The sequence below is a fragment of the Edaphobacter paludis genome (assembly GCF_039993895.1).
Lineage (GTDB): Bacteria > Acidobacteriota > Terriglobia > Terriglobales > Acidobacteriaceae > Edaphobacter > Edaphobacter paludis.
Window position 1 is genome coordinate 1,504,597 of sequence record NZ_CP121194.1, and the last position, 14,391, is coordinate 1,518,987.

9 protein-coding genes are annotated in these 14,391 nt (G+C 54.8%); 6 read left to right on the forward strand and 3 right to left on the reverse strand.

What is annotated here, in order from left to right:
- Window positions 1–34 precede the first annotated feature (34 nt).
- The 3 genes from P4G45_RS06230 to P4G45_RS06240 are packed head-to-tail and all read right to left on the reverse strand — an operon-like array spanning window position 35 to window position 6,844.
- Window positions 35–2,305, reverse strand: coding sequence for a DEAD/DEAH box helicase (locus P4G45_RS06230; protein ID WP_348268807.1), 2,271 nt, complete (start codon window positions 2,303–2,305; stop codon window positions 35–37).
- The gene (locus tag P4G45_RS06235) at window positions 2,274–3,569 is read right to left on the reverse strand and encodes an ATP-binding protein (protein ID WP_348268808.1); all 1,296 of its coding nucleotides are present in this window, start codon (window positions 3,567–3,569) and stop codon (window positions 2,274–2,276) included. Before P4G45_RS06235 ends, P4G45_RS06230 begins: the two co-directional genes overlap by 32 nt.
- Window positions 3,569–6,844, reverse strand: a complete 3,276-nt coding sequence (locus tag P4G45_RS06240; RefSeq protein WP_348268809.1) for a TerB N-terminal domain-containing protein — start codon at window positions 6,842–6,844, stop codon at window positions 3,569–3,571. Before P4G45_RS06240 ends, P4G45_RS06235 begins: the two co-directional genes overlap by 1 nt.
- Before the next feature lie 451 nt (window positions 6,845–7,295).
- Here P4G45_RS06240 and P4G45_RS06245 point away from each other — a divergent pair, with 451 nt between their 5' ends.
- From P4G45_RS06245 to P4G45_RS06270, 6 genes are all read left to right on the forward strand, one after another.
- Window positions 7,296–8,228: an ArdC family protein gene (locus tag P4G45_RS06245; protein WP_348268810.1), complete on the forward strand. Its 933-nt coding sequence runs from the start codon at window positions 7,296–7,298 to the stop codon at window positions 8,226–8,228.
- A gap of 171 nt (window positions 8,229–8,399) precedes the next feature.
- The gene (locus tag P4G45_RS06250; RefSeq protein ID WP_348268811.1) at window positions 8,400–9,095 is read left to right on the forward strand and encodes a hypothetical protein; all 696 of its coding nucleotides are present in this window, start codon (window positions 8,400–8,402) and stop codon (window positions 9,093–9,095) included.
- 278 nt (window positions 9,096–9,373) lie between these two features.
- The gene (locus P4G45_RS06255) at window positions 9,374–9,790 is read left to right on the forward strand and encodes a hypothetical protein (protein ID WP_348268812.1); all 417 of its coding nucleotides are present in this window, start codon (window positions 9,374–9,376) and stop codon (window positions 9,788–9,790) included.
- Window positions 9,790–10,695, forward strand: a complete 906-nt coding sequence (locus P4G45_RS06260; RefSeq protein WP_348268813.1) for a hypothetical protein — start codon at window positions 9,790–9,792, stop codon at window positions 10,693–10,695. The genes P4G45_RS06255 and P4G45_RS06260 overlap by 1 nt, the downstream gene beginning before the upstream one ends.
- A 471-nt stretch (window positions 10,696–11,166) precedes the next feature.
- Window positions 11,167–13,926, forward strand: a complete 2,760-nt coding sequence (gene mobF, locus P4G45_RS06265; protein ID WP_348268814.1) for a MobF family relaxase — start codon at window positions 11,167–11,169, stop codon at window positions 13,924–13,926.
- 83 nt (window positions 13,927–14,009) lie between these two features.
- Window positions 14,010–14,318, forward strand: coding sequence for a helix-turn-helix domain-containing protein (locus P4G45_RS06270; protein ID WP_348268815.1), 309 nt, complete (start codon window positions 14,010–14,012; stop codon window positions 14,316–14,318).
- Window positions 14,319–14,391: the final 73 nt, after the last annotated feature.

The window sequence follows — 14,391 nt, forward strand, 5'->3', positions numbered from 1 at the left end:
CCGACCGTAAATTCGCGGAGATTTGACCCAAACCTTAGTTGTCAGTCAACAACTCTTGTGCGGTTGTGTGTGCGCCTTTGATATCCAAAACGGAAGAGGCAAACGAAGCAAGTCGTAGCGAATCAGGCAAAACCCAATCCCATTTCTCCCGGATCACATGCTCCGGCTTGAGACGCAAATCCTCCATAGAAATTTGAGGCAAAGCCGCAATTTCCTCAAGTACGGCCTTCAACTTGAGATGATCGACGGACGAGACTCGGAGAGCGACGCCCTCGTTTGAGGTTGCAAGCCCCTTGGCCGTCAGCAGTAAGGCGAGCGCATCATTTGTCCAATCCCCTCGCCAAGTCAGGACTAGGAGACTATTGCCTTCCACGAACCACTGTTTCTGACCAAGCCCGCGTGTATGGAAATATAGCTTTGCTTCGTCTAGCAATTCGACAGCCTTCGAGTCTAAGAATGTCAGGGTTTCCGATCCTGCCAGGACGCTTCGCATCTCCTGCCTCACTCTGTCATTGACTGAGCCAGCACCACCATCAAACGCTGGCGGACTGCCGCCACGATCGGCTGAGACAAAAACAACTTTGCCCTTGGTGTCCACATCTCGAACGCGCCAGCGCCGCCCCCCGAATATAAGGCATTGACCGATAGTTAGAGGACGATCAATTGGTAAAGACCCTAAGACGCGCCCCTCAGCAAGTAGCCGAAACTCCTCTCCAGAAGCGAACGCGCTGTAGAAATCGTAATGATTGATAAGCTTTTCACCCGACACTCCTGGCAGCAACAATCCTGAACTGTCTTGTTGAAGAATGTCACGAGCACCGAGCTCTCTGAGCAAGCTGGCGAACTCTTCTCGGGAGATGTTTTCGAATATCTTGCTCTTTATAAGGACGGTCCAAAGCTCCTCGGCTGTCGCTCCACCCTTCTGTGCTATCACTGAAAGACTTTGTTGGACGAGGGTTGATGCGTGTAAGGCTCCCTTTCGCGGAGGCTCAACCCAAGACTCCAGCAGGAGCCGAACCATCGCAGTAGTTTGCAACAGCCCCTCACGAATCTGATCGGAGAATGAGGATTTTGCTGTCAGCTTCTTCTCTATCGAGAGACAACGTAGAATGGCCGACTCTCCTGGCCTGCGACCCGATCTTCCAAGTCGTTGACGCAAGCTGGCAACAGATGGCGGAGGACCGATCTGAACAACGCTCTTGATATTTCCTATATCGATTCCGAGCTCAAGCGTGTTCGTACAAATAGCTGTTGCGGCTGTAACGCCAGCCTTTAGAGCAGTCTCTGATTCCTCGCGAAGTTCCCGCGATAGGCTGCCATGATGCGTCCAGAACTCGTTAGGAACGCCGTTTCGTTCGCACTGCCTCCGAAGTTGATCCGCATAGTATTCGACCTGTGAGCGGCTATTCGGGAAGACAAGGTTATTTGTTCCTCGAAGTTGGGTGTAGAGGTACTTCGCTATTGCCAGCTTCGCCACGCTGACGGTTTGCTTCTGGGGCTGCTTTTGCGAATCGGTGTTGAGATCCGAGGAAGACTCCCCCACTTCATCGTCTGGAACCTCTTCTTCCAGCCACTCATCCGCGTACCCTTTGACGATGAGTTTGAGATCATAGCCTTCGCCGGCTGCGTCGATTGTTCGGACCATCGTCCCGCTGCCAGGGCGCAGGAATTCAGCCGCCAACAGCTTGTCTCCCAGCGTTGCCGAAAGGCCGACTCGCGGTATTGTGTGACCTGCGGCAAGCTCAATCCGTGTCATGAGTGATTGCACTTGCTTGCCGCGCTCCGTTCCGATGAAGGAATGCAGCTCATCGACGACAATATAGCGAACTGCTCTGGCGAGTGCGGGGATCGTGGTGCCCTTGTTTACGAATAGCGCCTCAAGGGATTCCGGCGTAATGATGAGAACTCCCAACATCGCTTTCAGAAACTTCTGCTTGCGTGAGGCCGGCACATCCCCATGCCAGCCAAGTACCGGCAAATCCAGCAATTCGCAGAGGTCGGTTAGCCTTTGCGTTTGATCGTTGATGAGCGCCTTAAGAGGGCTGATCGATAAGACGAAACCCGGCTCCGTACCTTGCTGCAAGAGCCGCGTCAAGATTGGAAAGAATGCCGCTTCTGTCTTTCCCGCTGAGGTCGCGGCCGCAAGTATTACATCCTCCTGCGCGGGCAGAAGTGCGGGAATGGCGAGTTCCTGTACTGCTCGAAGGCTCGTCCAGCCGTGTGACCAAATCCATCGCTGGATTCTTTCATCAAGCAAGTAGAAGGAGCTGGTTTCAGAGTTTGAAGCTGGCAAGCTCATCTTCATCTCCAACCAGTTTGTCCGAATCGCCGCCGTGGTCCGGCGCAACGTCGATCTTCTGAATCAAATCCTCCCACCGCACCTGTGGGTTTTCCTGCAGGATTGTCAGTAAATCGATGAAGGACGTGATCGTGGTTCGTGGCGTTCGAAAATAGCTATTGCCAAGTCTTTGGCTGCAATGCTGCATAAACGCTGGAATGGCTTCATCCGGCAGAAGATACTTGTCTGGATCTCCGTATGCGAACACGTTACGGAGCTTTTCGAGCAGGACATAGAAGTCTTCAGGCGTAAGAGCAGCCAGACGAATTACGGGGCCAGAGAAATCCGCAAGGCCATCCCGTGCAAAGGAGTTTTGCGCCAAACGGGACTGCAATGCCGTGTAGCTGTACAGACCGCGTCTAGTGTCGAGCAGGAAGTCAGGAGTTCCTCCAAAAACAAAGCCGAGACCAACGGCTGAGCCCTGCAATGAGTCATTCAGAATGCGAAGAATCTGCTCATAATTCGCAGTACGCGCTTGCGTGTTCGCTAGCTTATAGAGGTTGACCATTTCATCCAGGCAAACGAGCAGCCCGCTATACCCTGCGAGACGGACAAACCGTGCAAGGAGCTTTAGTTGATCGTAGACAGAAGCATCGTCCACAATCGAACGGATACCGAGAGCTGCACGAGCGTCGGTCTTAGTCGTAAACTCACCACGCATCCAGCGGACGGCGTCAGCCTTGAGTTGGTCATTACCTTCTTCAAAACCCTTCCAGTAGGCCAGAACGACATCGGCGAAATCGTACCCGTTCACCATCTCCGCAAGCTGCTCGGTTTGTCGTCGGACGACTCGCTCGGTGGTGGAACCCAGTAATCCAGCCTCTTCTTTGGCTTGGGCGATGAACTTCTCAAGAATACCAGCCAGCGCACCACCTTCCGGTTTTGTGCGCGTGGCAGTATTCCGTGTCAGTTCGGCATACAACGATCTCGCTTGCCCACCAGAGGCGTGTAGTCTCCGATCAGGATTCAAATCAGCGTGCATGGTGACGAGTTTCTTTTCAAGAGCGATTGAACGAACGAGGTTTAGGAAGAAGGTTTTGCCTGCGCCGTATTCCCCGATGACTAAGCGGAAGGTCGAGCCTCCATCTGCTATTCGATCAATATCGGTAATCAGAGAGCGGAGCTCTTGGGCACGACCGACTTGAATCAGGTGCTGACCGATGCGCGGGACGACGCCCGCATGTAAAGACTGAAGGACAGCATCGCGTTCTCGTGGTCGAATGAGGGCCATTATTGGGCGTTCTCCAAGGCAGATTGTTGTACGTAGAGCGGATCGTCGCCTTCAATCAGGACTTCGCCCGAAAAATCCAAGGCAGCTTCATTAATCCGTTCGAGGGCTCCATCCAGCATAATCTGACTTTCCGACGCGGCGCGAAGCAGGTCTGCTCTTGACCACACTGAGTTTGTCAAAAGTAGCGACAGAAACTTGTCGTGAGCCGTATCTAGCCCGGGCAATCTGATGCCGACCACTAGCGATTTGTCTTCTTTGCGCATCTCTAGCGTCTCTTCTGGGGCAAGTGTATCGGTCTCTTCCTCAACGAAGACGCCTGCTAACAGCTCCGTCACTGCGTCCGTTTCCTGCCGCAACTCGATAATCCGCTTTGCGTCAAGAAATGCGGAAGACTTCGCCGATGTGTCCGAAGGGGAACTCAGCGGTGTCGGCTGCCATTGCTTCGCAGCACCGCCATGAAGATGGCTGTACAGCATTTGGGGCTCCAACTCCAGAGTGCGATAGACCTGTTCTAGCAGCTTGACCTCTTCCGGGGAGACGACTCCATCTACATTTGCGAGAGCCGACATAGACAGCGCCAAGTCTGTACGGTCTTCTGTTGTCAAACCGGTAAGGCGTGTCTTAAGGCTAGCGAGAGAGCTTGGCTGATGAACCTGAAATCGATATTGGGCCCGTAGCCGCGCTCTTAGGTCGAGGTGAAGATGGCCCCACCGCGAAATCATTTGATCGACGGCTTCCATTTCCAAGTCGGAAGCGTGGCCATCCGCAAGGGCGACGGTCGCAGCGAGGGCAATAGTGAGAGAAGCCTTCTTGTATGTGGGAGTCGTTCGGTCAGTATCGTCACTTGTAGACAGTGTGAAGAGAACGACAGTATCGGACGGGCGTGGACGCTTCGCGCCCGCCAATACATCAGGTTCAAACCCGAGGGATACATTCGATAGACTCTTCACCAGCTCTGTGGTTCTGCCTGACGACAACTCTTCTTCACATCCGAGCTGGTGGAGAAACTCTTTATACGGAACCGGTTGCAGCTTCTCCGCGATCGTTGTTTGAATCTCTTGCAAGCGTTGCTTTGCATTCTCCGGCCAGAGAACAAGTGGAAGCGTTAGGTACGCCTCCAATGAACCAGCCTTGGAAGTATTTCTACCAAGAAAGCGACTGTAGGAATCCACCATCGCCGTACTCTGTTCAACGATCTCTCGTAGAGACTGTTGTGGAGCGGTCAAAGCTCGCACGTCTGGTATTCCGGTAAATTTACATTCGATTCCAGTCAGGCCTGACGAGTAGGACATCGGCTGATAGTTGATCTTCAAGATGGTTTTGTTTGGAGATATGACGAGACCTGTCCCGTAACGCTCCTTGTAGACGTAAGCAAATGCCGCTTCATATTCGCTTCTGCATCGTGTGGCGGGTGTCCGCAGGTAAAAGGTCGGCTCAAGATAAGCCCAGCGAAGTGCCCAATCCAATGGAATCGGTTCCTTGGCTTGAATCAAATAACCCAATCCATAAAGCAGTGAGGGGGGCAGTTCGTATCCACGCTCCCACAATTCCGGGAGCTTGGGGAGCGAAGAACCGGACAGGCCGTATGCCTTTATGAATTCAAGCAGGCGGCGAGCTGAATGAGTAACCGATCCCCGGCTGCCTTGAAAGAGATTGGCTAGACGCGAAACCTCACTCAGAATATCCTCTCGCTCCTCTGGAGTGGAGAAGGTCTCGTGCCCCGCGAGAGCTTGGGTGATACGACGTTCCAGACCTCCTAAGTACAAAAGACCGAATCCCGGATCATCGTTGCTTGATGCTCCCTCCGAAAGCCACTTCAAATAGTGGAATCTTTGTTCGGGGGTAAGGCCAAAATAGCTGTAGTAGTAGCCAGGGGATTCTTCTGAGGATTGATCGCTTCTTCTTACTTTTAGATTGGGATTGATCGCCCACTGCTCGCCTCCAGAGGGTTCGTCTCTGAAGTACAGCAAACCCCTAGTAATTGGAATTCCCTGGACAATGATTGCCTCGCCCTTTTTCATCCAGCGGACACGCTTTGATGTCTTCGGCGTATTGGCGGGAAGGATAAACTGAGCCGGTACTGATGGTTGGGCGGCACCTACCCTAAAGGCCGTCAGAGATTCGGTAGTAGCATTGTCGGACCGACCCAGCGACTGTTGAATAGGCTCTTCGATTGCCTTCGGCAAAGCTGCATTCGATACTTCGACGCGGAGTCCATTGGCGAATGAAGTCTTTGGCTGCTCGGGTATATCCAGTGTTTCTTCATCTGCCATTCGTTTTGCCGGGCTAGGCGAGTTGGGCGGGAGTTCCGAAGGTGTTTGCAAAACTGGTGCCGCACCACTCAACACTCGTCCGAACTCAACGTGAACAACATCTCCGTCTGTGGCCGGTGATGTTGTCATAAGAGTTGCCATCGCAGGACGTTCGCCCAGTTGCCCCGAGTTTCCCAGGTGTTTAGCTAGTGTCCACTCGTAAAGCGGTTTCCTTGTTCTGTAATCCGCGAGGACTAGCTCAGGTTCAACACGATTGGAGCAGACGTTTCGGCAAGTTGCCAAGACCGTTGAAATTTCGCCACGGAGTTTGGCCGCAGAACCATCGCCTTCCAGATCGCTGCAAATGGTTTCTGCCGCCGCGATGCCACTTCTGACAGTCTCGTTAGCTCCGAAGCTCCAGAGCCAACGCGAGAAAGTCGTTGTTGCGACTACTTGGGACAGCCGCTCCTCAAAGAGCCTAGTCGTGTTGTCGAATTCCTTGCGATGTGGTGATAGATGGATTTCAAACCAGCAGTCTCGATAGATTGCTTGCAGAAGAATGCGCTCACGATCCAGTGCAAAGGGAGGCGTTGGCGAGGGGATGGGGAGGGCGTTGGACGCGGAACTAAGTTTGTATACAAGGCGGGCTATGGAACTTGCCGATTTCGGCCCGACGCCTTTCACCTGCGAGATTCGGTTTTCGTTCCATCCCTGGATATCGGCCAGCGTTCGGACACCTGAATCCTTGAGTGCTTGGAGGCGTAGTCCTCCCTCATGTTTCTTCAATTCATCAAGGGGAATGCTGCGGAGTCTTGCAGCCCGAACCTCTTGAATGAAGCTTGTTGCCGCTTGGGAAATCGAATTTTGGATGTCCTGATGTTGCGACCGCAGTTCCGTATCAAGTATTTGAAGTGTGGCAACGGCTTTGGTCGCACGCTTCCTTGCTCCCGAGGCAGGGGAGAACTTGTGTGCGATAAAGATCCCCGCAGCGACGAACAGAACGATTGGCAGGAGCAAGATCATGAGAAGGAATTTCTATATCGACGATATCAGTATCAGGTCGGGCACAATCAACGTTTGAATCAGTACTGTGGTGGCAGCAAAGGCAGACAGATTTGAGGCAAAATCCCGCCTGATGGGATGAGGTTTCCTCCCTATCTCCGGACCGCCGGTCCTCCGCCACCCACCTCTGCGGGGAAGTCATACCACCCCGCAACGCCCCTCCGCAAGTGCAAAGACGCTAAGGGGAGGTATCCCCTCGCGCCCGCAAGCCACTCCCCAGTCTTCCGTGCTTCGCTTGTGCAGACCTCCGCTGCGCTACGCCCTTTCCACTTCCGCTGCGCTCTCGTTGCAAGGGTGGGGATACCCCTCGGCTTGCAGTTGCTACCCCCCACCTTCGCCAGGAGGCGTTCGGCATGTACATGCCGCGTTTCAACGCGGAAATGCAAAGGCCAACGCCAAGGAGGAAGCACCCATGAACACCCATGCCACCACCGCCACCGTCACCCCGTTTACCAAGAACCTCAAACAGCCGCAGCCAAAGCAACAGACGGCGAAAGAGGTTATCGCGGCCAACGTCCAAGCCCTCATCGAGCAGTTGGAGCGGGGACATAGCGAAGGACTCACCGCCTACCTCTTGGCGATGGGGAAATTTCACAATTACAGCTTTGGGAACATTTTGGAGATTGCACGGCAGAAGCCGGACGCAACCCGGGTTGCCGGAATGTATGCGTGGAACCAGCTTGGCCGCAGGGTCAAGAAAGGCGAGAAGGGCATCCGCATTCTCGCGCCCATGATTGGGATTCGCCGGAAGAAGGACTCGGAAGCCGACAAGGATATTCGGACTCAGAACCAGCCCGTTCTCGTCGGATTCCGTTCAGCCTACGTCTTCGATCTCAGCCAGACCGATGGCGCAGAACTCCCCGAACTGTCCGAGCGCGTGAAGGGTAATGTTGGAGAACACCGTGAACGTTTGATAGATTTTGTCATTGCTCAGGGTATCGACCTTGATTGGAAGGAGAGCATTTCCCCCGCGTTGGGTGTCAGCTTTGGCGGGAAGATTGTTCTCTTTCCCGGTCAGGAAACCGCCGAGGAGTTTTCGACCCTCGTTCACGAACTCGCGCACGAGATGTTGCACAAGGCGGAGCGCCGCACCGCAACCACCAAGACCGTACGCGAGACGGAAGCCGAAGCTATCGCCTTTGTTGTCGGCAAGACCATCGGCCTCGATACCGGACGGGCTTCCGCCGATTACATCCACCTGTACCACGGCAACGCTGCACTTCTGGCCGAGAGCTTGGAAGTGATTCAAAAGACCGCCGCCGTCATCCTTTCTGCGCTGGAAACAGCGGCAACGGAAGACACCACCGAAGCAGAAACAGAACACGAACTGGCGCAGGCCAGGTAAGCGAACGGAAGTTCACTGGGGAGTCTGCCAACCAGCAGGCTCCTTTTTCGTGCGCCCGTCTTCCCACCCTGGGCGTGGCTCCTGCGAGTGCGGCAGGAGCGACTATGCCCGCCCACCCGACGGGCCATCTTTCTACAGTTTTGTGCGTCATAACTATAATTGTGTGCATCAATGATTCGACGCCTGCATGTGCCTGTCACAAAGCCTGAAGATGTCATTCCTCACCTCGCAAAACAGGAGTTTCACTGGCGGGCCGGGTACTCTGCTCAGGAGCTGGCGGTGGCATGGGCTGATGCCGGCAACAGCTTTCCGGCATCCGTTCGGAATGTCCTGAAGACAGCTCCGGAGTATGCTCACGCCGAGCTGGTTGATGCCTTTTTTGAGCGCGAAGTGGAACTGGGAACCCCGGGCCGAAACAGCCAGACCGACCTCATGGTCGTGGCAGGTCTGGGTAAAGAATTGGGCATAATCGCGATTGAGGGAAAGGTGGAAGAGTCTTTCGCCGACCCTGTGAGCGAGTGGAATACTTCACCCGGAAAGCACGCTCGCTTGGAGAGGCTTTGCGACACGGTCGGAGTTCGTCTGGAGGATGCATCCGATCTTCGCTATCAGCTTTTCCATCGGACGACGTCGGCGGTTTACGAGGCACACCGATATCGGTGCCATCATGCCTTGATGCTCGTCCACTCCTTCAGCTCGACGCATCGATGGTTTGAGGACTTCGCCGCCTTCGCGCGGGCGATGGGCATACCGGTCGATCAGCCCGACAAATGCTCTCCGGCCAAGGTTTGCGAAGGGGTCAGTCTGCGCCTCGCTTGGGCAAGCGACAATGTGCGCCCCCTGCCAACCGTCGGAGTCGCTGGTTAGGGATTCGCCTCGCTCCATATCATCGCGAGGAAGAGCCTACGCTGCTTCGCAACGGGTATAAGCTGACACGTCATCCCCAATAGGGAACTGCAAAACTACCTAAAGTTCACGATTGATAACGTGTTTGCTTTCAATTACTTGGAGTTTTTACGTTTCCGGCTGTAAACGTCGTTGCGGTGGACAACATTTCTCGTCAGCGACGGCGTTTGCAGAAACCGGTTGTGCGGTGGAAGCATCCAAGCGTTTCAAGGGACTATCTGTTCCAGGTGGCAGACCGAATGGCCTCCGGTAACGACAAGCCGCAAGAAACTGCTACGCCGTCGGCATCTACGGTCTCGATAAATGAGACGTCCCGTGCCAGATCCATTGCCACGCGCCTTACCGACGCGGAGTTCGGTGAGGTTGAGGCAGCAGCCGCCGACGCCGGTAAGAAGGTGGCGGAATGGCTACGCGAGGCGGCGCTTGCCCACGCCCGTGCGAGTGCTGGTGCCGAGGAGCAAACCGATCCGATCTTGCTGGCGGAGATTATGGGGATGCGCTCGCTCATGCTGAATCTATTTGCGAGAGCGTCAGAAGGTCCACTGACAACCGATGACTTACGCAAGATGTCGGCCTATTCGGACTCCATTAAGGAGCAAAGGGCGCAGGATTACATGGCGCAGAGGCGTCGCCGAAACAGTGCGGACAAGCCGTAATGAAACTCTCCCGCATTCGGTTTGCGTTTCCTTGGCGGATCGCGTTGATCCTGGCTCTGCTTCCGTGCCTCCCATTACTCGGCTTCTGGGCATGGTTGCATTGGGAAGTACCGCCGCTGCAGCGGTATTATCTGGTGGCATATTGGCACAGTTCCGAACACGCAAATCAACCTGACGCCAGGACTCAAATCCGATGGGTCATGGAGACGGCTCCCGGACGTAAGAGACAGTGGCTGTTCGCCCCCGATGTCACCGAAGGAAGCCAGAGTGATCTCCCTTTGGAACTCTCGCCCTTTGCTGTTGAACAAGGATGGACGGGAATAGAGAGAACCGCCGTGGAAAGCATGGACTCCGCCGGACTCGAAAAGCTCCTGCGAGAAGACTTTTATGACGGCGCAAGTTTCCGCAGACTCGTCAATGAACCGCTGCTTTATGGTGTCGCGGCCTGGCTGATCGTCGCCTATTTGGGATTCGTGATGAGAGGGGACATCGGGTACGAATGGAGACAGCTTCGACGCGCGGTTAAGGAGCTCCAATGGTCATCGAATTATGGAAGGGATTGGCCCGAGAATCGAGACGGGATTGTTGCTCGAATTCGGTTGCGAATTGCCCAATGGATTAGTGAGCAGGCGACAGAGCTTGAGTGGTCAAGTTTCGGGCCTGCAATAAGTCGCAGATTCGGTCTCAAGAAGTTGCCAAATCCAGACACGCTTCGTGTAAGTGACCCGCCAGCATCGACTCAAGTTCGCGACGAGGTTTCTACTGCACGGCAACTCGCTACTCCATCCCATTCGCACTCCCCAAAACCACAGTCTCAGCGTCGTACTATCTTCCCCGGATCGTCTCCATCGGATGCAGCGCATTCGCAATCGGAACCGTGGGATGAATTGAAGTGGATTGATTGACGAAGAGACTTCCGATGTCTCCGCGTATTCGAGTTCAAATCTTCCACCAAGTTCGCATCTCTTTGCTCAACTTCGAGCAGTATCGAGAGCCCTCACGCTAGTCTCCCTTCTACTCATCTCAAAGAGCTGCTTGTCGAGAGCTATTTGAGAGGCTGAATGTCCCCGTCTTGAGCATGGAAAACACCAGTTAGGACTCACGACGAATGGTGTTGTTTGAGACTGTTCACAAGCAGCGTATCAAGCCTCTATTAAGTTAGCTATAACTCTTCCGTTGGTCGAGTAATTGCCACTCAAATCACTGGTCCATTACTCCGCTAGTATCTTCGCTTAAGATAGAAATAACCAATGGTCATAAGGGTTTTGTCGATTATGAGCCGAAAAAATATTTGGCAATAATGACCCACTTATCCACAAATCTCGGCTACGATGTGAATCAAGACAGTAACTATTTGCTGTCTCGCGGGCCAAGATATGTTGACGATCTCTAAATCGCTGTCTGCTGGACAAGCACGGACGTATCACGCGCGTGAGTTCACCTCGGAACGACAGAACTATTGGAGCCGAGATCAGCAAGGGCATAGCGAGTGGCAAGGGAGCCTCGCAAAGGAGTGGGGCTTGCGTGGCAACGTAGGGGCTGAGGAGTTTGCTCGTTTGAGCGAAGGACGGCACCCAGCGAACGATGCGCAGCTCGTCAAGCACCAGCCTGCCAGGACCTACGAGAATCAGTACGGCAAGCAAATCACCAGTTCTGAACACCGTGCAGGATGGGATGCGACGTTCTCCGCACCCAAGTCTGTTTCGCTAACAGCCCTTGTGGGTGGCGATGATCGTGTACGTGAGGCGCATCGTGAAAGTGTTCGCGTGGCGTTGCAGGAGTTGGAGCGGTACACACAGGCCCGCATTGGGAACGTCCATGCGCCGGAGACAACAGGCAAGTTCGTCACCGCTACCTTCGAACATGACACCGCTCGTCCTGTAGACGGCTATGCTGCGCCGCAGCTTCATACTCACGCAGTCGTCTTCAATGTGACTGAGCGAGACAATGGGCAGACGCGCGCATTGCAAGAGCGCAGCCTCTTCCAGTCGCAACAGTACGCGACAACCGTGTACCGATCCGAGCTTGCGATGAAGCTGCAAAGTCTCGGATATGAAATTGAACGCGGCAAGCATGGTCAGCCCGAGATCAAGGGCTATTCGCAGGAGTATTTGGAAGCATCGAGTCCACGTCGTGTGCAGATCAAAGAACACCTACAGGAGATTGGAAGAGAGGGCGCGGGCGCGGCGCAAGTAGCTGCTCACCGCACACGCGACAGCAAGGAAATCCATTCGCCTGAAGAAGTGTTGCAGCAGCACCGCGACCTGGCTGCTCGATTCGGCCATCAAGCAGATCGTGTCGTTGCAATGGCACGGGAGCCGCGCCATGAAGTGCAACTGGAAAAGACGGCGCAACAGTCAGTGACATATTCTCGCAACCATGTCTTTGAACGCTCTGCTGTTCAGGACGAACGCGCAATCCTGCAAGCAGCGATAGACCGCAGCATGGGACAGGCTTCCCACAGCCAGGTGCGACAGGAGTTTGAGCAGCGGGTAGCGCGTGGGGAGTTTCGGGAGATTACACGTACAGATGGCCGGGCAGCGCCACTGTATACGACTGCCGAAATGATGCGGATGGAGCGAGAGATCGTTGGCCATATGCAGCGCGGCAATCAGTGGAGCTATAGCGACCCGATGTTGGTGTCGTCACAGTTGCGAATCTGGACAGAAGATCGTCACCCCGAGTTGAATCGTTCGCAACGCAAGGCGGTGGATGAGATCTTCATCAGTCGCGAGAAGATTGTTGGACTCGATGGTGTCGCTGGTGCAGGCAAGACCACGACGCTCTCCGTTGTCCGCGAGGGTGCCGAAGCCCAGGGCTATAAAGTCGAAGGATTTGCACCGACATCTCGCGCAGCACACAAGCTGGCTGAGGCCGGCATGGAGACCTCAACTCTCCAGCGTCATCTTGCGAAAGGGACGCAGACTGACACTGGAGAGAAGTGCTTATATGTACTTGACGAGTCTTCGCTGGCGTCCACGCGCCAGATGCATGAGTTCATCGAGCGTCTCCATCGAAATGATCGTGTGCTGTTGGTGGGAGATAGCCGCCAACATGAGGCCGTGGAAGCTGGCCGTCCGTTCGCGCAACTACAGGAAGCCGGTATGCGGACGGCGACGTTGAATGAGATCGTTCGCCAGCGCGATCCAGAGTTGAAACAGATCGTCGAGCAGCTAGCGAGCGGGCAGGTTAGAGCCGCAGTCGAAAGCCTTGACCAACAGGGTCGTGTACATCAGGTACAGGGATACGAGGAACGCATCGCGGCCATTGCGCGGGAGTATGCAAAGTCTCCCGCCGGAACATTGGTCGTTTCGCCGGATAATCGTTCGCGCAGCGAGATCAATCAGCGGATACACGATGAGCTGCAATCGCGTGGACTTGTGGACAGGCAAGAGCATTCCGTGCGGACGCTTGTTCCGCGTCAGGAGATGACGGGCGCGGATCGCGGTTGGGCACAGCAGTACAAGGTCGATGACATCTTGCGGTACTCGCGCACATCGAAGGAGACTGGCATCGAGAAGGGAGAATACACCCGCGTCGTTGCCGTGAATGCCCAGGAGAACACTCTGACCGTGGCGCGGGCGAATGGGGAACAGACGACCTATGATCCGCGTCGTCAGGTTGGAGTCTCCGTTTACCGGGAGCAGGAGAGAAAGTTCTCGTTGGGTGATCGAATACAGTTCACAGCGCCCAGCCATGAGATGAAGATTGCCAATCGTGACCTGGGGACTGTCGAGAGCATCGGGCGGGATGGAACGATGCGGCTGCGGTTGGATGATGAGCGCCACGTCGATTTCAATCCGCAACACCATCCGCATCTTGACCACGGTTACGCCGTGACCAGCTACTCCAGCCAGGGCCAGACTGCGGAGCGCGTGCTGGTTCATGTAGACACGGAGCTTGCCGCAAAGGATTTGCTCAATAGCCGCATGGCCTATGTCTCGATCTCGCGCGGTCAATTCGACGCGCAGATATTTACCGACAATCTGGAGAAGTTGCCGAAAGCGTTAGGGCATGACGTTTCGCACCAGAGCGCCTATAAGCCGGAGCAGAATATCCCGAAGATACCGGCAAAGAGTGTGCCGACTCTGCATCAAGAGCCCGAGATCAGCATGGGGTTTGGATTAGGCCTGTGAAGTGCCAGGCGACGGATGAATGCGGTCGAACGCGGGCCGGGTCAGGTAGTGAGCAGTTAGAAACATCAAAGGGGAACCGGGCCATGGCAGGAAAGAATCTCGTTGAATTCACCAGAGGTAGATTGCTGTCGTCCACACAGGAAGCGGACGAGCTTGTCTTCGAACCGGGTCGTAGAAAGCCACCCCGGCGCGTGACCATTGCGCCCGAGGACAAAATTCTCGTGAGCCGCGAAGAGGCTGCACAGCTTCTATCCATCAGCCAGCGTGGACTGGACTACCTTGTTGCCTCGAAACGTCTGCCGACAAGACGGATCGGCGGGCGTGTTCTCATCCCTGTAGCTGATCTACGCATGTATGCTCGCTGTGATCATCCTGAAAGGATTGTGAGCTGACCGATAAACTCTTACCCAGCAAGGAGACTTTCGGAGCCAACGTTTGTGCGCCTACGACCTATACTTTCCTTAT

Excerpts from the sequence above, each read along its gene's own strand:
- P4G45_RS06240 (WP_348268809.1), bottom strand. The coding sequence starts at position 6,844 with ATGATCTTGCTCCTGCCAATCGTTCTGTTCGTCGCTGCGGGGATCTTT.
- mobF (WP_348268814.1), top strand. The coding sequence starts at position 11,167 with ATGTTGACGATCTCTAAATCGCTGTCTGCTGGACAAGCACGGACGTAT.
- P4G45_RS06230 (WP_348268807.1), bottom strand. The coding sequence starts at position 2,305 with ATGAAGATGAGCTTGCCAGCTTCAAACTCTGAAACCAGCTCCTTCTAC.
- P4G45_RS06260 (WP_348268813.1), top strand. The coding sequence starts at position 9,790 with ATGAAACTCTCCCGCATTCGGTTTGCGTTTCCTTGGCGGATCGCGTTG.
- P4G45_RS06270 (WP_348268815.1), top strand. The coding sequence starts at position 14,010 with ATGGCAGGAAAGAATCTCGTTGAATTCACCAGAGGTAGATTGCTGTCG.
- P4G45_RS06245 (WP_348268810.1), top strand. The coding sequence starts at position 7,296 with ATGAACACCCATGCCACCACCGCCACCGTCACCCCGTTTACCAAGAAC.
- P4G45_RS06250 (WP_348268811.1), top strand. The coding sequence starts at position 8,400 with ATGATTCGACGCCTGCATGTGCCTGTCACAAAGCCTGAAGATGTCATT.
- P4G45_RS06235 (WP_348268808.1), bottom strand. The coding sequence starts at position 3,569 with ATGGCCCTCATTCGACCACGAGAACGCGATGCTGTCCTTCAGTCTTTA.
- P4G45_RS06255 (WP_348268812.1), top strand. The coding sequence starts at position 9,374 with ATGGCCTCCGGTAACGACAAGCCGCAAGAAACTGCTACGCCGTCGGCA.